The organism is Telmatobacter bradus (assembly GCF_048629425.1).
In the GTDB taxonomy this organism is placed as follows: Bacteria; Acidobacteriota; Terriglobia; order Terriglobales; family Acidobacteriaceae; genus Telmatobacter; species Telmatobacter bradus.
The window spans coordinates 3,826,325-3,848,151 of record NZ_CP184532.1; the positions used below are offsets into that span (position 1 = coordinate 3,826,325).

Here is a 21,827-nt window from a genome sequence, read left to right on the forward strand (position 1 = left end):
GTCGACTGTACATGAAATTCGCGGTGAGCTATTTCGTTCAGTTCACCGCGAATTTCATGAAAATATGTACGGATGAGGGGCAGACCCAACATTGCTGTCGCCAGGAGCAAGCTGCCAACCAGATTGCTGGCGGTAGAGAAGAAAAAGCTGAATTCCAATGGATTGTAGGGAAAATCGCGGCGGATCAATGGGCAACCGAGAGTGTTGCACCTGGTTAGATTTGTGCAGACAAATGTCCATCCTGCCAGAATCCGAGCGTAGGCGCAATCGATTGGAAGCCGAGATACTTTCTGATTTTCCGACATTGATACTGATGCGTGATAGTAGTGGACAAGGTACGCTTTTCCGCACAACGTTTAGCAAGGAGGAGATTTGAATGAACCGTCGTCAGTTCGCAGCTTATTCTTTGGCCGCAACCGCGGGCGTTGCACTCAATCCGTGGCGTAGTTATGCTGCCGACCCAATCTCCATGAATCAGACACCCGGCTCTGTACCTGAATCATTGATCAAAGACGTGCGATTCCCTGATGGTTTCCTCTGGGGCGTGGCCACAGCGTCTTATCAGAATGAAGGTGCTTGGAACGAAGATGGCAAAGGCGAATCGATCTGGGATAGATTTACCCACACGCCCGGAAAAGTAAGAGGTGGCGTGACGGGCGACGTGGCCTGCGATCAGTATCACCGCTATGCGCAAGACGTAGCACTCGCTAAAATCCTTCATCAGAAGAGTTACCGGTTTTCGATTTCCTGGCCAAGGATTCAGCCAACAGGAATCGGTGCTCCTAACATGAAGGGACTGGATTACTACAGTCGCTTCGTCGATACTCTTCTTGCCGCTGGAATCCGTCCGTGGTGCACCATGTATCACTGGGACCTTCCTCAAGCTCTTGAAGATCGTGGAGGTTGGCCGAACCGGGAGTTAGCTAACTATTTCGCCGACTATGCCTACATTCTCGCCAAGCATCTAGGCGATCGTATAACGGTTTGGGCGCCATTTAACATGCCTTGGGCAATCGCTTTCATGGGGTATGCGACCGGCGCTTTTCCGCCTTGCCGAACCAGCTTCAGCGATTTTTTGAAGGCTGCTCACACCCTTGCGCTGGCCCAAGGTGAGGCTCATCGCGCAGTGAAATCAGCCTCTGCGAAAGCGACCGTAGGAAGCGCATATGAGATGGCGCCAGCGTATCCTAAGACGGACTCAGAAGATGATCGTGCAGCAGCCGCCCGGTACCACGCCATGAATAATGTCTTCTTCCTGGAAGCAGCTATGAGTGGCCATTATCCCAAGGCTTTTGTTGGAGAGCCCCCTTATGACGCAATGGGTTTCAAGGCTGGCGACGAAAAACTCCTCTATGCTCCGCTAGACTGGGTCGGTTTTCACTATTACACGCGTCGTATAGTGTCCGACGCGAGCAAGGAGAAGTTTGAGAGCGGAGGCAATTTCAGCGGCACCGAGATCGAAAACAATTCGCAGGGTGGACGCGATCCGTACACGCGGTTTCGTGCTGCGATGCCTACAGAAGGTCCGCTTACCGATGCTGGCCTGGAAGTGTGGCCACGGGGGATCTACGATCTCGTGACTCAAATTTCAAGAGAGTACAACCATCCCATCATTGAAATCACCGAAAGCGGATGCGGCTATCTCGATGGTCCAAATGAAGAAGCAAGTGGCAGCATTCCCGATGAACGCCGCATCCAGTGGTACTGCGAAACGCTTGCGGAACTTGTGCGCGCAATCAACGATGGAGCTCGTGTGCGTGCCTTCCATGCCTGGACATTACTCGACAACTTCCAATGGGCAGAGGGCTACACGGAGCGATACGGTTTGATCTACACGGACTTCCGAAACCAGAAGCGCACGATCAAGGAATCCGGATATTGGTATAGCCGGGTGGCTGCCTCAAATCGACTCGGTGTGTGAGACCTAGTAACACGGGCGTTCGCCAATTTTGGTCTACATGAGAGTGATAGGTTGTATGCGGAGCTGGATTTCCACTTATCTTACCGCACGTTTACGGTCCGACTTTCCGGGACCACGTCAAACAAACCGGGACAGAGTAAGCAAAAGATTGCGGATATTGAAATCAATACATGTCGGCGAACGTCTTAGTTGTTGCTGAAAGGTTCGCCGACATACATCGTTTAACGATCCGTGAGACAGATACGGAGGCTACAGCTTCATCGCTTGTTCTACAGCCACAGCAACAGCCACCGATGCGCCAACCATCGGGTTGTTGCCCATGCCTATCAAGCCCATCATCTCGACGTGAGCTGGTACAGAAGACGATCCAGCAAACTGAGCATCAGAGTGCATCCGTCCCATGGTATCGGTCATGCCATACGAAGCCGGACCAGCGCCCATGTTATCGGGATGCAGCGTTCTGCCCGTACCTCCTCCAGAAGCCACCGAGAAGAATTTCTTCCCGTCGAGCAAACGCTCCTTTTTGTAGATTGCCATCACTGGATGCTGGAAGCGTGTCGGATTGGTCGAGTTACCGGTAATAGCCACATCAACCAATTCCAAATGCATGATCGCAACGCCCTCGCGTACATCGTCGGCACCATAGCATCGAACGGCAGCGCGCTCGCCAGTCGAGTACGCCTTCTCCCGAACGACATTCAGTTTGCCTGTCGCATAGTCAAACTCGGTCTGCACATAGGTGAAGCCGTTGACACGCGAAATGATCAGCGCAGCATCTTTACCCAAGCCGTTGAGGATCACGCGTAGCGGTGTTTTGCGTGCGTTATTGGCAGAGCGAGCCAGGCCGATGGCACCTTCCGCGGCGGCAAAAGATTCGTGACCAGCGCAGAAGGCAAAGCAGCCGGTTTCTTCGCGGAGCAGCATGGCGGCAAGGTTGCCGTGGCCTATGCCGACCTTGCGGTCGTCGGCGACAGAACCTGGAATGCAGAATGCCTGCAGGCCAGAGCCAAGCGTCTCGGCGACTTCGGCGGCTACGGTCTGGTTCTTCTTGATGGCCGCAGCAGCGCCGATCAGGTAGGCCCATCCAGCATTCTCGAACGCAATGTTCTGAATGGACTTCACAATCTTGCGAACGTCCACGTTTTTGTCGAGGCAAATCTTCTCCGCGGCTTCCAGCGACGTAATGTCGTTGGCGGCAAGATAGGAGTTGATCTGCGCAATTCTTCTTTCGTATCCTTCAAACAAAGCCATGATCTTCTCCTTTACTGCTTGCGCGGGTTGATGGTTTTGACGGCGTCGGCAAAGCGGCCATAGGTGCCAGTCGCTTTGGTCAACGCGGTTTGCGGGTCTATTCCCTTGGCAATCGACTCCATCATCACGCCCAGACGCACAAATTTGTAGCCGATGATCTCGCTGTCCGCATCCAGAGCCAACTCCGTCACGTAGCCCTCAGCTAATTGAAGGTAGCGCGCACCTTTTTCGCTGGTGCCATACATTGTGCCCGTCACACTCGTCAGGCCCTTGCCCAGATCTTCGAGTCCCGCACCGATGGGAAGCCCACCCTCAGAGAATGCCGTCTGTGTGCGCCCGTAAACGATCTGCAAGAACAACTCGCGCATAGCCACATTGATGGCATCGCAGACCAGATCGGTATTCAACGCTTCCAAAATGGTTTTGCCGGGCAAGATTTCAGCTGCCATGGCGGCGGAGTGCGTCATGCCGGTACAGCCGATGGTCTCAACCAGTGCTTCTTCGATGATGCCCTTCTTGACGTTGAGCGTGAGCTTACAAGCACCCTGTTGCGGAGCGCACCAGCCCACACCATGGGTGAGACCCGAGATGTCGCTCACTTCTTTTGCCTTGGTCCAGCGGCCTTCTTGTGGAATAGGTGCCGGGCCGTGATTGGGTCCCTTGGCAACTACACACATCTGTTCAATTTCATGCGTATGCATCTGGAGTTGTGCTCCTTTGTTTGGTTGGGTTATGAACAATGGGTTCGTAAAATTCGATGGCATCGTATGGCATCAAAATTCACCTGAAACCGAATTGATTTTAGATCCGTTGCTTTGGAGAGTATGTGACCGCCAACGCAGAACATTGAATGGCCATTTGGAGATGATTTAGCCATTTAGGCGATGGAATCTGCCTTTAACCGCCCTCCAAAATGGAATGGCTAATGACTCCTACTGCTCAGGTAGGTGTCCGCATACCTTACCAAAACTTGAATTGAGCTAAGTGAATCAGGATAACTATCTCTGCACTCTGTCTCGTTGCATAGTTTTAGGGTTTCGCATAAGCTCCAGCTGTTCAGTCTCCTGTGTGCGATAGGTGTGCTTAATGATGTCTACATCCGACATAACTACCAGACCTTCCTCTACCATCTGGTCGATAAGCGGGAGAAACGCCTGAAGCTTTTCTCCCGTATCTACGGCTGAAAGCATCATCGAACAATCGTAGGAAAGGTGGATGGCCTTGTCCTTGTGAATTCTATGATGTTCTCCTTAGCAGAGAATGCCGCGGTAGACTGTAACGCCAGCAATATCGTTGGCGCGCATTGCTTCAACGATTGCCTTGTATAGGGGCTTGTCCTTCTATAGATAGGCTTCATCGACATAGATGCGCATCATCTGGGCTTTGCCCTCGATCTTCGCATGCGCAGGTGGAACTGGCTGCTTGGGCTTGGTAATCTGGCGGGTTTTGTAACATAGGTTTCCTGGACTTCGATCATTCCCGTTCCATCCAGTTCCTCTAATTATCCGATAAGTTCGTTGACTTTCTCGCGAGTCTCAATGAACTCAATCTTGAGAGGCATATGATCTCTAAAATCGGCTCTTGACGAGAATGTGTAAAGGCCATCGTTTTACGCGGCTTTCTGAAAGGCGACGAGTTGGGTTCTTGTGGCGGCCAGCCGTTGCGCTTTCAGCAGCAGGTAGTTGAGATTGCGGTAGCCGCGTCCGCGTCGCAACAGCGCTTTGATGTTGCCGTTGACTGCTTCGACCACCCCCAGGGGAACCTTTGTTCTGCAGTAGTTCAGGATTCCCTCCAGATGGCGAAGCAGCATGTCGGCCAACTTCTCCATGGGCTTGAGCCGCTGCCAGCGCAACTGATCGATCCAGTTCTTCAGGTAGCGCAACATCGCGCCCTCATATCTGTAGCTCCACAGCCGATCCAGACTTTCCTTGAGCAGGTACGCCTTCATCACGCGCCGGTTCAGCGCAAACAGTTCGTTGAGTTGCTGTTTTTGGCGCGCGGTCAGATGCACCCAGCGCGTCAGCAGCAGCCAGCGCTTGCCCTTGACCAGTTCCCGCGCCGGCCCGCCCTTGCGGAAGAACTCCTGGCGGCGCACCTCATCCACAGCCGCTCCGGCGTGCTTCATGATGTGAAATTTGTCATAGATGATGCGGCAGTTGGGCAGCCACTCGGCGATGCTCTGCTTGAACGGTTCCCACATATCGACGCAGGCAGCCTGCACCGCGCCACGTTGAAAGGGGCTCAGTTGCTTGGCGAAGAACTCGTCGAGCGTTTCCTTCTTCCGCTCCGCGCCGAACCACAGAGGCTCGGCGGTCCCGAGGTTGCTCACCACGGTGATGAACTTTTGCTTTTTGCCCACAAAGATCTCGTCCACACCCATCTGCCGCAAGGCCGGCTTGCGCCGCGACTTTGCCCAACGCGCCAGATACCGCTGATCGATGGCCCGCACCGTGCTCGCCGCCAGACCAAACTGCCGCGCTACTCGGCTGGCTGCGGAGCTTTCGCAGGCTTGGCCTACCGCATCCTCGAAACGCTTGCTGAAGGGCGCTTTGCCAGGAAGCAGCGGCACCTTCTCCGCCTTGACGCCGCAGTCCAGGCAACGAACCCGGTACAGCTCGATCACCACCGTGGTCAGATACTCGAAGCACGGCAGATCGCGCACTTCCCGCTCATAGCTGGCTACCATTTCGCCTGTTGGCCTGCCGCAGCCGGAACAGACCAGCAACTTGTTGGCCCGCTTGCGCCGAACCCAAAGCTTCAGCCTTTTGCCAGGCTCGTCAATCTCATGCCGGTAGACCTTGTAGCCCGGCCATCCCAATACCCGCGTCCAATCGTTGTCGCGCATCGGGAGGAGAATAGCCGATTCCACACCTCAAGCAAAACCCGCGAAAATCACGCTGCCTTACAGATTCCTGCGCAGAGCCCTAAAATCTGGCCCTGGCATTCCGTGTTGATATATGTTCAAATTCTCAAAGACCCGACTGTAGGCATGAATTGAAACCGTGTCTGAGTACAAATTTAGAGAATATTGAAAAATGGATGCAGAAATGCTTGAAAAGAGGATGGAATGGCAATGCAATTTTCTGGGATGCACTATTTTCCTGTAGAGTGGCCTTTCCTGTTGGCCTTATTCCTGCTCTTCTCCCTGTTGGTCGTACTGATCGAACTGAGAGTTTTGCATTATGCCTACGAACGAATGGGCATTTCGTCGCATTGCGCGCTATTGATTCTGTTGTCGCTGTATCTGGTATTGAGAAACCGGATTGTGGCAAGAGGGGTTGTTGCTGCCGCAGTGGTGGCACTCGTAACGCACTCCATGGCACAGCCGGTGCGTGGTGTTGGTATTACACTCCCGGTCTTTATTCCGCCGATTGTGGCTGTGATCTGCGCTCTGCTGCTTTCGTGGCGGAAGGCAGCACCACTCGCTTACGTGGGAGGAAGCATGGGCGTGCTCATTGGTGCTGACCTGATGAATCTGGACAAGATTCACGGACTGGGCGCACCCGTTGCTTCGATTGGTGGAGCAGGTACTTTTGATGGCGTGTTTCTGGTTGGAATTGTGGCCGTATTGCTGGCCTCCCTGATTCAGCCAGGAGTAAGACGGACTGCGTGATAAGGCGAAGCTTCATCAATTTTCCGGAAGCCCGTTTTCATTGCCTGTCTGGCTTACAATGGGTTATTCGGCCGGAGGATTTCTTTGGCGTATTTGTGGCAATTTCAATGTAGAATCAGTTCCGTAAAAATTCATAAGAGAAATTTTAAAAAGTTAACGGTTGCGCGCTAAGTTATAGAAACGATGACTTCCCAAAAGTCAATGCGCTGTAGTAGCATCGCTCCGGCTCTCTGTCGGTAGTTCAGGCGCGTCTTCCTGCGGCCCATCCTTTTTACTCATTTCATGGCTCCGGCACCTGACTTATCGTGAGAGTGCGCTGTTTGATTCAGAAGGACTTTTCTGCGTCATTGCACGGGGCGTTCCTACGAAAAAATCAGCCCTCAACGTCAACCCTCTACCCATTCCTGGGAGTGAGAATTTTTTATGATCCGAACCATGGGAAAGATTTTTTCCCTTGCTGCATTGGCGTTTACAACACTGCTTGCACACGCTCAACTCAGCATCGATACCACTACGGCTTCTGACTGGAAGATCTCCAACGGAACCCTCACCCTTAATTTTGATTCCAGCACAGGCCATGTATGGAGTCTCTACTTAAATAGTACTAACCTGGTAGATACGACTTACCTGGGAAGCGATGGCAACCCTGATGGCCTGTATATGGATAACAGTGGATTTGGCACCGGTACGGGCACAGCGAGTTACCACCTCGACAGTGGGCACTACCTTGACTGGTGGATTACGGTTCCATCCAGTTCTACGAATGCCTTCACCTATACGCAGCACTGGTTTCTGCTGCCCAACGATGCCACGCTGTATGTCTATTTTGTGGCGGCCCACTCGGCAACCGATATTTCCGGTTCTGTCGGGCAGGTTCAGTGGGTCTTCCGTGTCAGTCCCACGCTCTTCACCAATACTTACTCTGTGAATAGCGGACTGAATAATACCGGAGCCACGACTATTACTCTACCTTCCGCCTCTGTTTTGGGAACCACCGATACTGGCCGCGCGGTTCAGGATGCCACCACCGATTTGCATGGTCTGACGATTCCTTCCGGGTTCGGGCGTGAGTTCTACACCAAGTATGATTACTCCAGTTATGAATATCTGCATAAGGGACACGGTGTCTACGGTTCGACTTACGGAGCCTGGACTACCATTCCCAGCACAGAAACCCTTTCCGGCGGACCGACCAAACAGGATCTGATCTTTACGGAATCGATCATCATGGCAGAGGCATTCTCTGACCATCTGGATAATGAGCTGGCCTACACGCCAACGCAGGACGTGGCTTCATCGCGTTTTTATGGCCCTTTCGGTTTCCACTTCAACGCGTTTACTAGCAGCCTGACGACGTCGGCCCAGCTTTATTCCGAAGCACAGAGCAATGCCACCACGGGACAGTCTTTGTTTGATTCCCAGGCAACTCTGGTTAGCAATGGCTATGTGCCGCGCACTACGTCCTATCGTGGCACGGTGAAGGCCACAATTACCGATGGTGGTTCCAGCACGGCGAACAATGCCTGGGTGGTCCTTGGCGATAACGAGAAGAATTTCCAGTATTCCTCCAGTGGCCTGCAGTATTGGGCAGCGAACAGCGCGGGGATTGTAACTCTTTCCGATGTTGCTCCGGGAACCTATCGCCTGAGTGGTTATGTTCTGGGCAAGTTTGGTGAGTATCGCAGCGATGATGTGAAGGTGACCGCTGGCAATACCACCAGCGTGACGGGGACTTTTACCGAAGAGAAATTTGGCAGCAGCAGTCCTATCTGGACAATTGGTACGCCGGACCGTTCGGCACATGAGTTCCAGCACGGCAAAAATAGCTCTGGCTACGATGATCGCGAGTACTGGGGCAACTGGAACTATTGGTCGGACTTTGCGTCCAATAGTGGCGCGGTCGTTTACTACGCCACGGCAGTTGGGGCTACGGACGCGACGGCCAACCTGAGCAAGTGGAACTACTGCCAGTGGGGAGAGTTTGATCCGGGGATTTTTGGCGGATATTACAGTTCCAGTGATGATACGACCGACGGGTATGACTACATCATTCCATCCTATGTGGCCGATCTTTCCACGACGAGTGGGACGGATGGCGTAACAACCAGCGTTCCGGCATGGGATGTCTATTTTACTGCGACCTCTGACCAGTTGGCGCAGGGATCGTATGTAGCCCTCTCGATCGGCCTTGCGGCAACCGAAGCCTCCGTGACGGCAACGCTGAACGGGCATAAGCTCGTCTGGTCGGGCATCAATAAAAGCGATGCCATGGTGCGCAGTGGTCTGTCGGGCTACTATCAGTGGGTTGTCTTCCAGTGGCCAGTCGCTGACCTGAGCGCGGCGGAGGATTCCAATCTGTTGACGCTCCAGGTTAGTCAGGCGGACGGCGTAGAATATGATGCGCTGCGGATGGAGATCACCGATACTTCCGCAAGTCCCGCCACCACCGGATGGCACGACTACGAGTATGTTGATAGCTCGGGTTATACTGCTGCGGACGATACGGTGGCCAATAACTAGAACGTGCCTGCACAATTATTTGATCGGTGCTGAGTGGATTTTCCTCAGGGAGAATCTACTCAGTGCTTTCCGTGTTTGAAGACTCTGCTTCGACTGTATGCGGCAGCCAGTCGCGGGAACGAGCGAATCAGCTTATGCTGGAAGAGCAATGGTTTCCATTAATCTTCATGCGATGGCCGTCTTCACGATTGTGGAGTTTTCCGGCGTGGTCTCTGGCGCGCTGGCTGGCGCGCTCCAGGCAAAGCGCAGCCGTACTTATCAGTATGATCTGATCGGCGTGTTGGGGTTGGCCATCATCACGGCGCTGGGCGGCGGCATTACTCGCGACGTGCTCTTACAGAAAGGTCCTCCGCTGGCCTTCATGGATGTGCGCTATCTGTTGGTGGCGCTCAGTGCGGGTCTGTTCGTGCTGTTGTTTGGCGGCCACACGCATCGCTGGATTGAACGGGGGATCTGGCTGGCCGATGCGGCTTCGCTGGGGCTGTTCAGCGTGGCCGGCGTGAGCCGTGCGCTGAACGCTGGCTTGCCCATGTTGCCGGCGGTGTTGTTGGGGCTGATTACCGCTGCCGGCGGCGGATTGCTGCGCGATGTGCTAATGGGCCGCACGCCTCGCGTCTTCGAGCGCGGAGAACCCTACACGCTGGCTGCACTACTGGCTGCCTTTGCCTTTTTGGGCTGCGAAAAACTGGGCTTCGATCGTTCAATTTCCACGGCCGCCGGCTGCACGGCCGGGCTGGTGCTCAAGCTGCTTTCGGCGCGCTTTCAGTGGAAGACGCCGGCGGTGAACGCGAGCCTCCAAAATTAGTGGAGGTGAGCCTTATTCGGTACTGCATGGCAGTGCCCGGTTAGGCTACAGTGGAGAGTGCACAGCGCACTGCAAAACCAAAATGGTTAGTTTCGACGTACGATGCCAAACGCTACCCAGTTCGAAACGGAAGCACCGTCAGCCGCAGCCCAGCCGGGCGAGCGCGCCATACGCGAACAGTTGAAAAAGCTGTTGGCGCATCCGCTGTTTACCCACAGCAAACGCTATCCGGTATTGCTCCAGCACATCGTGGAACAGACGCTGGCCGGTCACACCGGCGAGCTGAAAGAGCGCCTGATCGGCGTAGTGGCCTTTGGTCGCCAGACGGATTATGACGTCAGCATCGATCCGGTGGTGCGTATGACCGCCGCTGAGGTGCGCAAGCGGATCAGTCAGTACTATTACAACCCTGAGCATGCCGGTGAGCTGGTGATCGAGCTTTCCGCAGGCTCCTATGTGCCCAGTTTTCACCTGCCTGCAGAGACAGTGAGACTGGCAGAGCATGCGCTGGAGGACGCGCCCACTGCCGCAAAGGCCGTGGCGAATCAGCGACGGTTTTGGCTGCTTGCGCCGGTTGTTCTGCTGCTGGCCTTCTTGGTCGGCTTTGGGCTGGGGCGTTTGCCGCTTCCATGGCAAAAGAGCAACCTGGAGCGATTCTGGGAACCGATTGCCACTGCTCCAGGCCGGATTACCTATTGTCTGGGTGAGCCCGATGAGGCCATCGACCGGGAACGTCATACACCGGAGGAGATTAACGGCAGCCTGAATGTCTCGGATGTTCTGACGCTGGCTCGTTCGCTGGCCCCGCGCAAGGGCGCTTTTCGCGTGGTGGCTGCGCCACAAACCAGCTTTGAGGCGTTGCGGGAAGCTCCCGTGGTGCTGATTGGAGCCTTCGATAATCCATGGACCCTGCGCATCACCCAGAATCTGCCCATCGGCTTTGAATTGAGTGGCAGTATCCGCAAGGTGGTTGACCGCCGACAGGGCAAGGTCTGGACCTTTGACGGACAGGGGGCCAGCACGAGGCCCGCCCGGGATTATGGTGTGGTGGCCCGTATTCGCGACAGAGTGACCGGTCAGCCGGTGATTCTGCTGGCGGGTATTCTGGGAGAGGGAACCGAGGCGGCCAGCGAAGTTGTTTCCAATCCTTCCTATCTGAATGCAATGCTCGACAAGGTCCCGAAGAACTGGGATCAGAGAAATCTGGAGGCAGTCATTGAGACTGAGATCATCGATGGCCATCCCGGACCGCCGACCGTGCTTGCCCTAGAGAGCTGGTAAAGCCGTGTTTTCCGCGAAAAAATGTATGATACAGGGCACTCAGGGGCGTGTGTCTTTATAGGTAATACGTTATTTATCCTATATATAGATGGAAATCAACAAATCTGATACACGTTCAATCTTCTGCTTCCGCTTTGTATCCTGTACTGTTCCTTGCAGAAACCGCCTGAAAGCGGGCAGTGCTTCTGTGGAACGCTGTCTCGCGTAGTGCGGAAAGGAAGATACATGAAGCCCTTTGGTTTCCCTGGTTTTCTCTCGCTCTGTGGCGCTCTGGCGCTGCTGGCAACGGGCTCTTTGAGCCACGCACAGAATGCTGACCGGTCGTGGATGAACCCCTCGCTTACGCCCACGGAACGGGCTGATCTGGTGCTCAAGCAGATGACGCTGGACGAAAAACTGAGCCTGCTGCACGGCAACGGCATGGCCCACACCGGGAACTGGGAGACGCCGCTGACGAGTCAGGGGAACGGCGGCGCGGGGTACGTGGTGGGGATTCCGCGGCTGGGCATTCCCCCGCTTTATATTTCGGATGCGGCCTATGGGGTGCGCAGCAGCGGTGAGAATGGTCGCTACTCCACGGCGCTGCCTTCGAATCTGGCGGCGGCCTCTAGTTGGGATGTGGATTCTGCTTGCGCCTATGGCGCGCTGATCGGTCGCGAACTGCGTGCGCAGGGCTATGACATGACGCTGGGCGGCGGTGTGAATCTGGCGCGGGAGCCGCGCAATGGTCGCACTTTTGAGTATGCGGGCGAGGATCCGCTGCTGGCCGGAGTCATGGTGGGCAACCTGATGAAGTGCGAGCAGGCCCAGCATGTGGTGGGCGACATCAAGCACTACGCTGTCAACGATCAGGAAACGGGGCGCACTCTCGTCAACGAGGTCATCGCCAAGCGGGCCATGCAGGAGTCGGATCTGTTGGCCTTCCACATTGCGCTTTCCATCTCCCATGCGGCGGCTGTGATGTGCTCCTACAACCGCGTCAACGGCGATTATGCCTGCGAAAATGCGTACACCCTGAACGATGTGTTGAAAAAGCAGTGGGAGTTTCCGGGTTTTGTGCTGAGCGATTGGGGCGGCACGCACAGTGTGGAAAAGGCCTCGGCGGCAGGTTTGGATCAGGAACAGCCGATGGCAGACTTCTTTGGACCCAAACTGAAGCAGGCCGTGGAAGAGGGCAAGGTGCCGCTGGTGGAGATCGACGAACATGCGCGCCGCATTCTCTATGCAGAGTTCGCTTCCGGCATCGTGGACGACCCGCCGCAGAAGAGTGTGGTGGACGCCGAAGCCGGGCTGGAGATTGCTCGACGGATCGAAGAAAAGAGCATCGTGCTCTTGAAGAACAGCCAAAATGTACTGCCGCTTTCGGCCGCTGTGCATCGTATTGCGCTGATTGGCGGCCATGCGGATGTGGGTATGATCAGCGGTGGTGGTTCGGCGCAAGTGGATCCGCCGAGCGGTAACGTGATTGCCCCGGAAGGGCAGAAAACTACCCACTGGCAGGATCATGTGTGGTTTCCGACCTCGCCCATGCAGACTCTGGAGGCCCGGTTGCCGCAGACGAAGATCACTTTTGGTGCGGGCAGCAACCTGCAGGCAGCGGCAGAACTGGCTAAGAATTCCGACGTTGCGATTGTCTTTGCGCATCAGTGGACGGCAGAGGGCATGGACCTGCCGAGCCTTGCGCTTTCTTCTGATCAGAATGCCTTGATCGAGGCCGTGGCGGCAGCTAATCCGCGCACCATCGTAGTGCTGGAGAATGGCACGGCTGTGACCATGCCCTGGCTCAGCAAGGTAGCGGGCGTCGTGGATGCGTGGTTTGCAGGCAGCGCCGGACATAAGGCTCTGGTCAGTGTTCTGGTGGGCGACGTGAACCCCAGCGGCAAACTGGCCCTGAGCTTTCCGAAGAGCGAACAGGATCTGCCCCATCCGGTGATTCCCGCGCTCAGCGAGGAAGACCAGAAGATGGGCATGGGGCCGGTGAGTATGGGCGCGCGCGCCTCCAACTACACCATGCACTACGACGAAGGCGCACGGGTGGGCTACAAATGGTATGAAAGCGAGCAGAAACAGCCGCTTTTTGCTTTTGGTTTTGGCCTCTCGTATACCAGCTTTGCCTATTCCGGATTGAGCGTGGACGCGGCTCGCCAAACGGTGCAATTTACAGTGAAAAATACCGGCGCACGGGCGGGCGATGAAATTGCCGAAGTCTATGCGAGGCTGCCCAAGTCTGCCGGAGAAAGTTACAAACGGTTGGCGGGATGGAAGCGTTTGACGCTGGCTCCGGGTCAGTCGCAGACCGTTACCGTAGCGCTCGACAAGCGCGTGCTCGCGGTCTATGACGAAGCCAAGGAGGACTGGACGCTGACGCCAGGCGAGTACGGTGTGTTGATCGGTGGCTCTTCCGATAGCACGCCGCTGACGGGCAAACTTTCCATACAGTGATTGTGCAGAAATAAATTGCCGGAGTGGATTCATGCTCTGCTCCGGCACTGTTTCTGGCATGCGCGCGGACCTATAATGATCTCAATTTCAATGCATGTTGAGATTCGAGGCTTGCCATGGCGCACGTCAAACTTAAAAACAGCTATCATTCTCTGGCCGAGCGTATCAATTTATTTCCGCAGGGCGCGCCGCCAACGGAACTTCTCTTCCGCATCCTGGAAACGCTTTTTACGCACGATGAAGCGGAGCTGGTGGCGCTGCTTCCCATTCGCCCCTTCAATGTGGAAACAGCTGCCGGGCGCTGGAAAAAATCGCCTGCCGAGAGCCACAAGGTGCTTGAAGCGCTGGCCTCGCGTGGCATGCTGCTCGACATGGAACGCGACGGTGAGCAGATCTTTGTGTTGCCGCCGCCCATGGCCGGATTTTTCGAGTTCTCCATGATGCGCATTGGCAACAGCTACGATCAAAATTTGCTGGCCGAACTCTTTCATCAGTACATCAATGTGGAAGAGGATTTTATTCGCGACTTGCTGACGGGCGGAGATACGCAAATCGGCCGCGCGTTTGTGAACGAACAGGCGCTGCCCGCCGAGTCTACGCTTGACGTGCTGGATTACGAGCGGGCCAGCGAGGTCATCCGCACAGCCGAGCACATTGGCATTGGTGCATGCTACTGTCGCCACAAGATGCAGCACATGGGCAAGGCCTGTGATGCGCCCATGGATATTTGCATGACCTTTTCCGGCGCGGCGCAATCGCTCATCAAGCACGGTATTGCGCGGCAGGTCGATGCCAAAGAGTGCCTTGACCTGCTCGATCAGGCATATGCGCACAATCTGGTGCAGTTCGGCGAAAATGTGCAGCGCAAGGTGAGTTACATCTGCAACTGTTGTGGCTGCTGTTGCGAGGCGCTGTTGGGGGCCAAGCGTTTTGGCTTTCTGAATCCGGTGGCCACCACAAATTATTTGCCCGAGGTTGCAGCGGAAGGTTGCACTGGCTGCGGCAAATGCGCCGAGGTGTGCCCGGTGGAAGCCATGGGGATGGTCTCGGCCAATGATCCGCAGCAGAGCAAAAAACGCAAGGCTCGTTTGGACGAGCGGCTCTGTCTGGGCTGCGGTGTGTGCGTGCGGGCCTGCGCGCAGAATGCGCTCAAGCTGCGGGCGCGGGAAAAACGCGTGCTCACCCCCGTGACCACAACGCATCGCGCCGTGCTGATGGCCATTGAGCGCGGTAAATTGCAGAACCTGATCTTCGACAATCAGGCGCACTGGAATCATCGCGCCATGGCGGCGATTCTGGGCGTGATTCTGAAGCTTCCTCCCATCAAGCAGGCCATGGCCAGCGAGCAGATGCGGTCGCGCTATCTGGCGCGGCTGCTGGATGCATAGCGACAGTTGGCCTGAAGCAGGGCTTCCTGCGAGAATGCAGTGCAGGGAACTCTTCCATCGGAGATGTGGAAGCAGAAAGAGCGCATGTTGATTTGTTGTTTACGTAGAACCGTCGTATTGGCGGCGTTGGTTGCATTCACGGGTTGTTCCGTGCGCGGTGCGCAAACTTCCACAACTGAAACGCTGGTGCTTTTTCGCCATGGTGAGAAGCCCCAGAAGGGCCTTGGCCAGTTGACCTGTCGTGGACTGAATCGCTCGCTGGCTTTGCCCAGTGTGCTGATCGGCAAGTATGGCAACCCCGAGGCTCTTTTTGCACCGGACCCCGCGGTGCAGGTGCATGATGGCATCCTCAGCTCGTATTCCTACGTGCGTCCGCTGGCCACCATTGAGCCAACGGCGATCCGGCTGGGCATGAATGTGAATGCGCAGATTGGCTATGACCAGATTGATCGCTTGCAGCAGGAACTGACCAATACGAAGTACGCATCGTCGACGGTCTTCATCGCATGGGAGCACGTCTATGAAGAGCGCTTTGCACGGAATCTGATCAAGAGCTTCGGGGGCGATCCGGGGCAGGTTCCCGCGTGGAGCAATTCGGAGTACGACATGATCTATGTGATTCGACTGACGCACTCAGGAGGCCGCACCAGCGTTGCTTTCAATGTCGATCATGAGGGACTCAACGACAGAATCGGCGACGAGTGTCCAGTGCGCTAGATGTGCGTTTAGCACGCAAAAAAAGACCAGCGCTGGATCGCCGAGGAGGCTTTTTGATCGGGCGCTGGCCGGGAAGAAAATTCATCTACAAAGAAAATTAACGAGTGGGGCCAGCAAAGGCCGCATGATAAATCTGCTCGGCTTCCTGTTGCGTCATTGAGCGCGGATTGTTCTTCATCAGTCGCGTTACGCTGAGCCCGGCAGCGGCCAATGATGCGGCTTCCGAGGGATCCACGCCCAGCGCCCCCAGGCGCATCTCCAGGCCCGTCGCATCGATTAACTTCCATAGCTGTGCAATGCCCGCTTCGGCGGTGGCCGCAGCAGAGTCGGCAGATGCCGCGCCCAGAGCCAGTGCCACTGCGGCAAAGCGATCTGGAGCGGCTTGCAGGTTGAAGCGCATGACGTGCGGCAGAAGAATTGCGTTGGCGTGGCCATGCGGAATGTGATGCACTCCGCCCAGCGGATAGGAAAGCGCATGCACTGCGGCGGTGTTCACCGGACCAAGGCAGAGTCCGCCATACAGGCTGCCGAGCGCAAGTTTTTCACGCGCGGGAACCGACGATGGACTCTTCACGGCCTCTTCCAGCGCGCTGGCAATCAGGCGAACGCCTTCGAGCGCCCACACGTCCACCACGGGATGCGCGAAGCGATTGGTATAAGCCTCAATGCAGTGCGTGAGCGCGTCCAGGCCGGTGGCAGCGGTGACCGCCGGTGGAACGCTCAGCGTTAACTCCGCATCGACGAAGGCTGCGTCGGGCACCAGATGCGGGCTGACCACGCCCTTCTTCAACTGATCGGATTCATCCAGCAGAATGGCGTTGGGCGAAACTTCACTGCCTGTGCCTGAAGTTGTCGGCAGGCAGACCAGATGTGCCATGCGATGTCGGATCAGTCCAATGCCAAAGACGCTTTGGATCTGTTGTGCGCCATCGAGCAGCGCGGCCACCAGCTTGGCCATGTCCAGCGCGCTGCCTCCGCCCAGCCCAATCACCACATCGGGTTGAAACCTCTGCGCGCGCTCCAGAATCGTTTTGAAGTCGTTGACGGTTGGCTCGGCGGAGAGGGAGGTATCAACCTCAACCGCGTCAAAGCCCTCCAGCATGGCGTGTGCATGGGCAAGATTGCAGGCCGGAGCCAGCACATAGCAGCGACGCAGATTGTGCTCCTGCAGATAGGCGCGGCATTGTGCGCGGCAGCCGCTGCCAATCACCAGATGCGGCGTTTGCAGCAGAGTAACAGTGTTCATTGTGCGACTCCAGTGGCTTGCGCTTTCAGAAGCAGTTTTGCGGCGTTCAGGCTTTGGGTTGCAGCCGCGCGCAGGCATGCGATGTCGTTGGTCAGATAGAGCAGATCAACGCCAAGGTCGAGGAAGAACTGGTAGTCGCTCTGGGCGCAGGCCGTGGCCACCAGCTTGTGGTTGGCGCGCGCCGCCTTCACAATCCTGCGGCAGGCCGCTTGCACATCGGCGTGGCCGGTTTCGCCCGGATGGCCAAGGCTCGCCGCCAGATCTGCCGGTCCAATGAACAGATCAATGTCGGGCTCGGCCGCCAACTCTTCCACTTTGTTGAGTGCCGCCGCTGACTCGATCTGCGCCAGCAGGCACAACTCATCATTCAACTGTTGTTGCTCACGCGGAACGCTCGGCACAATGCCGTAGTTTACTGCTCGCGACACGCTGAAGTAACCGCGTTCGCCGGCGGGTTGAAAGCGTGCGTACTGGTGCAGTTCATGCAACTGTTCGATGCTTTCGACCATTGGCACATCCAGAATGTCGGGTCCGCACTCGCAGGCTTTCAGCACATTTTCCCGTCGCGTGTCGGGAATGCGGATCATGGTCAGCATGCCGCTGCCCGAGGCCATGCGGCACAGATCAGCCGCCTGGGCAAAGCTGATGGGCGCATGCTCCATCTCGATCCACACCGCCTGATAGCCGAGATGCGCACAGATCTCCAGAAAGATCGGATCATAGAAGTACAGTGCCGCGCCCAGGATCGGACGGCCTCCATTAGCTGCAAGTGCCTTGCGAATGCGATTCATTCCGATGCTCCCTGTTGGCTTGTTTCGGGTTTGGCCAACACTTCCCGCCCTAACCAGCTCCACAACGTTGCGCCAGTGGGTGTGCTACGTGAGAAGAGTGCGACGATCAGTCCAACTCCAAACAGCAACACATTGCCCAGCGCACCAATCGTGTACTCGTGCCAGGGATAGTTCCATGCATGTAGATTTACGATGTGGCCGTCGTTCATGGTGAGCGTGGCCCAAGTGGTAAAGACAAGGTTGACTGCGATGCCCGCGATGGCCGCGGTTTTACCGGCCCTGCGGCTCAGAAAGGCAAGCAGGAAAAGGCCGGCGAGGCCTCCGGCGACGATGGCTGTGATGGTGTAGTAGAGCGAGAGCGCGCTGCCGCTGATGGTGGCCAGTCGCAGCGCTACGCCGATGGCTAGCAGGCCACAGACGCCAATCGATAACTTGCCCACACGCAGCTTGCGCTGGTCCGTGTGCGACGGAAAGAACTGCGCGTAGAAGTCTTCGGTGAGAATCACGGCCAGACAATTCAGATCCGATGCGAGCATCGACATGGCTGCCCCGAAGAGCGCGGCCAGAAAGAGCCCCGCCAGACCGATGGGCATATGCGTCACCATGAAGTGCGGAAAAACCTGATCGGGCTTGGTGATGCTGCTTGGTAGCGACTCGGCGGTGAGCCGGTAAAAGGTCCACAGCAGACTGCCAATCAGCATGAAGGCCGTCCATGCGGGCAGGCAGAGCCATGCGCCCATATTGATGCCGCGCAGAGCCTGATCGTCGCTGCGTGCGGCCAGATAGCGTTGCACTACGGTTTGGTCCGCGGTGTACTTCTGCAGATAAAAGAAGAAGCCGTAAAGGCAGAGCGTCCAGAAGGTGGGTTTGGCAAGATTGAAGTGCATGCTGCCGAGTGCCATCTTGTTGTTGGCGATCATTGCGCCGATCATCTGCGACGACGTGCAGGGGCTATGGAAGAGTAGCAGAAGAATGGTGACAAGAATACCGCTCCACAACACAAATCCCTGCAGCACATCGGTCCAGATCACTGCTTCCAGGCCGCCAATCAGCGTGTAAAGCACGGTGATCAGGCCAAGCACCAGAATGATGCCGCCAATGGGCCATCCGGTAATGCCGGTGACGGAGAGCGCCAGCAGATAAAAGACGAAACCCATCTTGGAAAAATGGCCGAGCGCGAAGGCAAACGAAGCGTACATGCGCACCGGCAAGCCAAAGCGCTGGCCAAAGTACTCGTAGACGCTCATGGAAACTGCGCGGCGGAAGAAGGGAATGATGACTTGGCCGATGAGCGCCACTACGACGACGAACATGATGCCTGGAACCAGCAGATTCCAGTCGCCCGCATAGGCCGCGCCAGGATAGGCAATGAAGGTAACACTGGTGATGATGGTGGCCAGCAGCGACATGCCCGCGGCCCAGCCGGGAATGGAGCGTTCAGCCACGAAGTAGCGCGCCGTGCTGGTCTGGCGTCGCGCCGTGCGCAGACCAATGGCCACCAGAGCCGCAAGATACAGCGCCACTACCAATCCATCCTGCCAGTGCATGGTTACAGCTCCTTTGCGGCGGCCAGCAGTCGGCGGCCTTCAGCCATGCGTACAGCCAGCCGCATGGCGGCCTTCATGTTGCGCGCATCGGCTTGATTCTTGCCGGCAATATCGAAGGCGGTGCCGTGATCAACCGAGGTACGCAGGATGGGAATACCGAGCGAAACATTGACCGTCTCTTCGAAGTCAATCAGCTTCATCGGGATGTGCCCCTGATCGTGATACTGCGCCACGAGCAGATCGAATTCACCGCGCAGGGCGCGCACATACGCAGTGTCGGGCGGCAGCGGGCCGTGGCAATCGTAGCCCTGCGCACAGGCTGCGGCGATGGCCGGAGTAATTACGTCAAGATCCTGACGGCCGAAGAGTCCATGCTCACCGGCGTGTGGATTCAGGCCCAATACACCGATGCGCGGCTGCCGCTGCAGCATCAGACGCACCGCCTCGGCACCCAGTTGAATGGTGCGCAGTACACGCTGCTCGGTAGCCTGGCAGGCTTTTTCCAGCGGCACGTGCGTGGTCACATGCACTGTGGAGACACGTTCGCTGGCCAGCAGCATGCGCGATTCCGTGGCCTGGCAGAGTTCGGCAATGTACTCGGTGTGGCCGGTGAACGAGCGACCGCTCAGCGTCACGGCTTCCTTGTTCAGCGGTGCAGTCACCATGGCTGCGGCCTCGCCATGTAGGCACTTGAGCGTGGCTTGGCGCACGCATTCGACGGCGGCCACGCCATACTCGGCACGCAACTGGCCATAGGCAATCGGTGCCGAATCGTCGAGCGTACCGGCAAATTCAAAGCTGCAGGGCAAGGCCTGGGGGTCGATACCGGTCAGTTTGCCGGCGCTTTGTACGGTTGCCTTGTCGCCAATCACCACCCAGTCAGCTAATCCTGCAATCGCAGGATCTGCCAGCGCCTTGAGTGCTACTTCAGCGCCAACGCCCGCCGGATCGCCCAGCGTGATTGCAATTCGTTCCATCATTCTTTCCCCCTGTCGGGCAAACTCGACGGCCCGGATCAATGTCTTCTCGCTGCCAAAACCGCCGGATTTGGTCATGATCATTGCGTTCTCTGCCATGCCGCCTACGATTACGCCCCACGGCAGGCCGGCTTCCACTTCGCCGCCTAGGAGCAGGCCGGTTGCACCGAACGCTTGCAGCACAAAAGCTGCCGTGTCACCGCCGGTCAGCAGCAGTGCGGGTTTGTTGCCTTCCGCTTCCCGCTGCCAGAGTGTGCGGATGCTCTCTTCGTTTGTCTGTTGCCAATCCAGTTCCACTGCTGCACAGTCCGTCGCGCACTCTGCAAGCTCATGGCCCGGTTGCGTACCACCAGCGAGCGCACGCATTTGCACGCGCGTTACAGAGTGATCGGTTCCGCTGATGACCAGTGTGCGACCGGCCAGCGGACGCTTCCTCTGCTGGCGCACTTCCGACTTCATGCTGCCGGCCAGTGCTTCAGCCAATCCGGCCGAACCACACCATAAAATGCGTTGCGGAAGACTGCGGGCGGCACGCACAATTCTGTCCAGATCGGCCTGTTCGCGGGCATCGCAGAGCAGAATCGATTGGCTGGCGGCCAGTGCAGCGCGCATCTGTTCCTGCAACGACTCCACACTGCCCGCTGGGATCAGCGCCGTACGCTCCCGCTGGGACCTGGGGATCTTTTCCCAAAGATTCTGGATCCGGTCCTGCCCAGTGAAGTCGCGCACACAGAGTTTTCCGTCCCGCACCGTACGTCCCGCGCCGGGAAAGGCGGGCGCATAGACCACGCCCTCACATTGCCAGCGAGCCGCCAGTGCCTGCAATTCTTCTCCGGGATTGCCCCTGCCCGCTGAGTCCACTTTGTGGAACAGCAATGTCTCCTCGGCAGCCGGCAAAAGGCTGAGTCCGGCCATGTGCGGTGCAGCTTCCTCAGGTTTCAGGTTTCTGCTTTCCGCGGAAGTTGCCCAGACAGAGCACTCTTCAGGAAGTTCAGCTTTCCATCCGCTGATCTGCACAAATGCTGAAAAACCAGCCTTTACAAAGGCCAGCGCACTGTCGCAGACGCCGGTCAGGTCGTCGGCAACCAGCAAAATCGTGGGCGGGTGGGGGCGAATCCATCTTTCAGCAGGCCGGAGCATGCTTTCAGGCTGCAACGGGCCATCGGATTGGGAACGAATGGGGGCCATGGCAAAATTATTGCCATAATATACAGTTTATTTTTACTTTTACCAATCGCAACTTACAGCAGAAGCCAAGGTTCTTTTTGCGGAAACAAAAATTCCGCACTGCGAAGCTGCAGGCCGATGGGGTCAACACCGGCCTCTCA

At 56.7% G+C, this 21,827-nt stretch carries 16 protein-coding genes, 1 pseudogene and 1 riboswitch; of the genes and pseudogenes, 9 read left to right on the forward strand and 8 right to left on the reverse strand.

Annotation, left to right across the window (positions count from 1 at the left end; translation table 11 throughout):
* The first annotated feature begins 11 nt into the window (after window positions 1-11).
* Both ACOBR2_RS15735 and ACOBR2_RS15740 read left to right on the forward strand, forming a co-directional pair.
* The gene (locus ACOBR2_RS15735) at window positions 12-218 is read left to right on the forward strand and encodes a hypothetical protein (RefSeq protein ID WP_420237061.1); all 207 of its coding nucleotides are present in this window, start codon (window positions 12-14) and stop codon (window positions 216-218) included.
* Between the two features lie 158 nt (window positions 219-376).
* Window positions 377-1,921: a glycoside hydrolase family 1 protein gene (locus tag ACOBR2_RS15740; RefSeq protein WP_420237062.1), complete on the forward strand. Its 1,545-nt coding sequence runs from the start codon at window positions 377-379 to the stop codon at window positions 1,919-1,921.
* Window positions 1,922-2,170: 249 nt separating this feature from the next.
* Here ACOBR2_RS15740 and ACOBR2_RS15745 read toward each other — a convergent pair whose 3' ends face one another.
* From ACOBR2_RS15745 to ACOBR2_RS15760, 4 genes and pseudogenes are all read right to left on the reverse strand, one after another.
* The gene (locus tag ACOBR2_RS15745) at window positions 2,171-3,172 is read right to left on the reverse strand and encodes a GGGtGRT protein (protein ID WP_420237063.1); all 1,002 of its coding nucleotides are present in this window, start codon (window positions 3,170-3,172) and stop codon (window positions 2,171-2,173) included.
* Between the two features lie 11 nt (window positions 3,173-3,183).
* Window positions 3,184-3,873, reverse strand: coding sequence for an iron-sulfur cluster assembly scaffold protein (locus ACOBR2_RS15750; protein WP_420237064.1), 690 nt, complete (start codon window positions 3,871-3,873; stop codon window positions 3,184-3,186).
* A gap of 170 nt (window positions 3,874-4,043) precedes the next feature.
* A riboswitch (Fluoride riboswitch) is annotated at window positions 4,044-4,114 on the forward strand.
* Window positions 4,115-4,170: 56 nt separating this feature from the next.
* Window positions 4,171-4,500, reverse strand: a pseudogene (locus ACOBR2_RS15755) (DUF190 domain-containing protein); the annotation flags it as partial.
* A 281-nt stretch (window positions 4,501-4,781) separates the two neighbouring features.
* Window positions 4,782-6,017, reverse strand: a complete 1,236-nt coding sequence (locus ACOBR2_RS15760; protein WP_420236124.1) for an ISL3 family transposase — start codon at window positions 6,015-6,017, stop codon at window positions 4,782-4,784.
* Between the two features lie 222 nt (window positions 6,018-6,239).
* Between ACOBR2_RS15760 and ACOBR2_RS15765 the strand changes: the two genes are divergently transcribed.
* From ACOBR2_RS15765 to ACOBR2_RS15795, 7 genes are all read left to right on the forward strand, one after another.
* The gene (locus ACOBR2_RS15765; protein ID WP_420237065.1) at window positions 6,240-6,785 is read left to right on the forward strand and encodes a DUF1614 domain-containing protein; all 546 of its coding nucleotides are present in this window, start codon (window positions 6,240-6,242) and stop codon (window positions 6,783-6,785) included.
* 435 nt (window positions 6,786-7,220) lie between these two features.
* Window positions 7,221-9,305, forward strand: a complete 2,085-nt coding sequence (locus ACOBR2_RS15770) for a polysaccharide lyase family protein (RefSeq protein ID WP_420237066.1) — start codon at window positions 7,221-7,223, stop codon at window positions 9,303-9,305.
* Between the two features lie 148 nt (window positions 9,306-9,453).
* Window positions 9,454-10,110, forward strand: coding sequence for a trimeric intracellular cation channel family protein (locus ACOBR2_RS15775; protein ID WP_420237067.1), 657 nt, complete (start codon window positions 9,454-9,456; stop codon window positions 10,108-10,110).
* A gap of 102 nt (window positions 10,111-10,212) precedes the next feature.
* Entirely contained in the window at window positions 10,213-11,391 is a 1,179-nt protein-coding gene (locus ACOBR2_RS15780; RefSeq protein ID WP_420237068.1) for a hypothetical protein, read from the forward strand.
* Window positions 11,392-11,616: 225 nt separating this feature from the next.
* Window positions 11,617-13,833, forward strand: coding sequence for a beta-glucosidase (locus ACOBR2_RS15785; RefSeq protein ID WP_420237069.1), 2,217 nt, complete (start codon window positions 11,617-11,619; stop codon window positions 13,831-13,833).
* 116 nt (window positions 13,834-13,949) lie between these two features.
* The gene (locus ACOBR2_RS15790) at window positions 13,950-15,221 is read left to right on the forward strand and encodes a 4Fe-4S dicluster domain-containing protein (RefSeq protein WP_420237070.1); all 1,272 of its coding nucleotides are present in this window, start codon (window positions 13,950-13,952) and stop codon (window positions 15,219-15,221) included.
* A gap of 84 nt (window positions 15,222-15,305) precedes the next feature.
* Window positions 15,306-15,938: a hypothetical protein gene (locus tag ACOBR2_RS15795; RefSeq protein ID WP_420237071.1), complete on the forward strand. Its 633-nt coding sequence runs from the start codon at window positions 15,306-15,308 to the stop codon at window positions 15,936-15,938.
* A 97-nt stretch (window positions 15,939-16,035) separates the two neighbouring features.
* Here ACOBR2_RS15795 and ACOBR2_RS15800 read toward each other — a convergent pair whose 3' ends face one another.
* From ACOBR2_RS15800 to pdxA, 4 genes are read right to left on the reverse strand one after another with little or no spacing between them, the layout of a single operon-like run.
* Window positions 16,036-17,184, reverse strand: coding sequence for an iron-containing alcohol dehydrogenase (locus tag ACOBR2_RS15800; protein WP_420237072.1), 1,149 nt, complete (start codon window positions 17,182-17,184; stop codon window positions 16,036-16,038).
* The gene (locus ACOBR2_RS15805) at window positions 17,181-17,975 is read right to left on the reverse strand and encodes an HpcH/HpaI aldolase family protein (RefSeq protein ID WP_420237073.1); all 795 of its coding nucleotides are present in this window, start codon (window positions 17,973-17,975) and stop codon (window positions 17,181-17,183) included. Before ACOBR2_RS15805 ends, ACOBR2_RS15800 begins: the two co-directional genes overlap by 4 nt.
* Window positions 17,972-19,522, reverse strand: a complete 1,551-nt coding sequence (locus ACOBR2_RS15810; protein ID WP_420237074.1) for a sodium:solute symporter — start codon at window positions 19,520-19,522, stop codon at window positions 17,972-17,974. The genes ACOBR2_RS15805 and ACOBR2_RS15810 overlap by 4 nt, the downstream gene beginning before the upstream one ends.
* A 2-nt stretch (window positions 19,523-19,524) precedes the next feature.
* Window positions 19,525-21,687: a 4-hydroxythreonine-4-phosphate dehydrogenase PdxA gene (pdxA, locus tag ACOBR2_RS15815; RefSeq protein ID WP_420237075.1), complete on the reverse strand. Its 2,163-nt coding sequence runs from the start codon at window positions 21,685-21,687 to the stop codon at window positions 19,525-19,527.
* Window positions 21,688-21,827: the final 140 nt, after the last annotated feature.

Coding starts and splice junctions, on each gene's coding strand:
- ACOBR2_RS15805 (WP_420237073.1), bottom strand. CDS start 17,975: ATGAATCGCATTCGCAAGGCACTTGCAGCTAATGGAGGCCGTCCGATC.
- ACOBR2_RS15795 (WP_420237071.1), top strand. CDS start 15,306: ATGTTGATTTGTTGTTTACGTAGAACCGTCGTATTGGCGGCGTTGGTT.
- ACOBR2_RS15745 (WP_420237063.1), bottom strand. CDS start 3,172: ATGGCTTTGTTTGAAGGATACGAAAGAAGAATTGCGCAGATCAACTCC.
- pdxA (WP_420237075.1), bottom strand. CDS start 21,687: ATGGCCCCCATTCGTTCCCAATCCGATGGCCCGTTGCAGCCTGAAAGC.
- ACOBR2_RS15785 (WP_420237069.1), top strand. CDS start 11,617: ATGAAGCCCTTTGGTTTCCCTGGTTTTCTCTCGCTCTGTGGCGCTCTG.
- ACOBR2_RS15740 (WP_420237062.1), top strand. CDS start 377: ATGAACCGTCGTCAGTTCGCAGCTTATTCTTTGGCCGCAACCGCGGGC.
- ACOBR2_RS15750 (WP_420237064.1), bottom strand. CDS start 3,873: ATGCATACGCATGAAATTGAACAGATGTGTGTAGTTGCCAAGGGACCC.
- ACOBR2_RS15735 (WP_420237061.1), top strand. CDS start 12: ATGAAATTCGCGGTGAGCTATTTCGTTCAGTTCACCGCGAATTTCATG.
- ACOBR2_RS15780 (WP_420237068.1), top strand. CDS start 10,213: ATGCCAAACGCTACCCAGTTCGAAACGGAAGCACCGTCAGCCGCAGCC.
- ACOBR2_RS15770 (WP_420237066.1), top strand. CDS start 7,221: ATGGGAAAGATTTTTTCCCTTGCTGCATTGGCGTTTACAACACTGCTT.
- ACOBR2_RS15760 (WP_420236124.1), bottom strand. CDS start 6,017: ATGCGCGACAACGATTGGACGCGGGTATTGGGATGGCCGGGCTACAAG.
- ACOBR2_RS15775 (WP_420237067.1), top strand. CDS start 9,454: ATGGTTTCCATTAATCTTCATGCGATGGCCGTCTTCACGATTGTGGAG.
- ACOBR2_RS15800 (WP_420237072.1), bottom strand. CDS start 17,184: ATGAACACTGTTACTCTGCTGCAAACGCCGCATCTGGTGATTGGCAGC.
- ACOBR2_RS15790 (WP_420237070.1), top strand. CDS start 13,950: ATGGCGCACGTCAAACTTAAAAACAGCTATCATTCTCTGGCCGAGCGT.
- ACOBR2_RS15810 (WP_420237074.1), bottom strand. CDS start 19,522: ATGCACTGGCAGGATGGATTGGTAGTGGCGCTGTATCTTGCGGCTCTG.
- ACOBR2_RS15765 (WP_420237065.1), top strand. CDS start 6,240: ATGGCAATGCAATTTTCTGGGATGCACTATTTTCCTGTAGAGTGGCCT.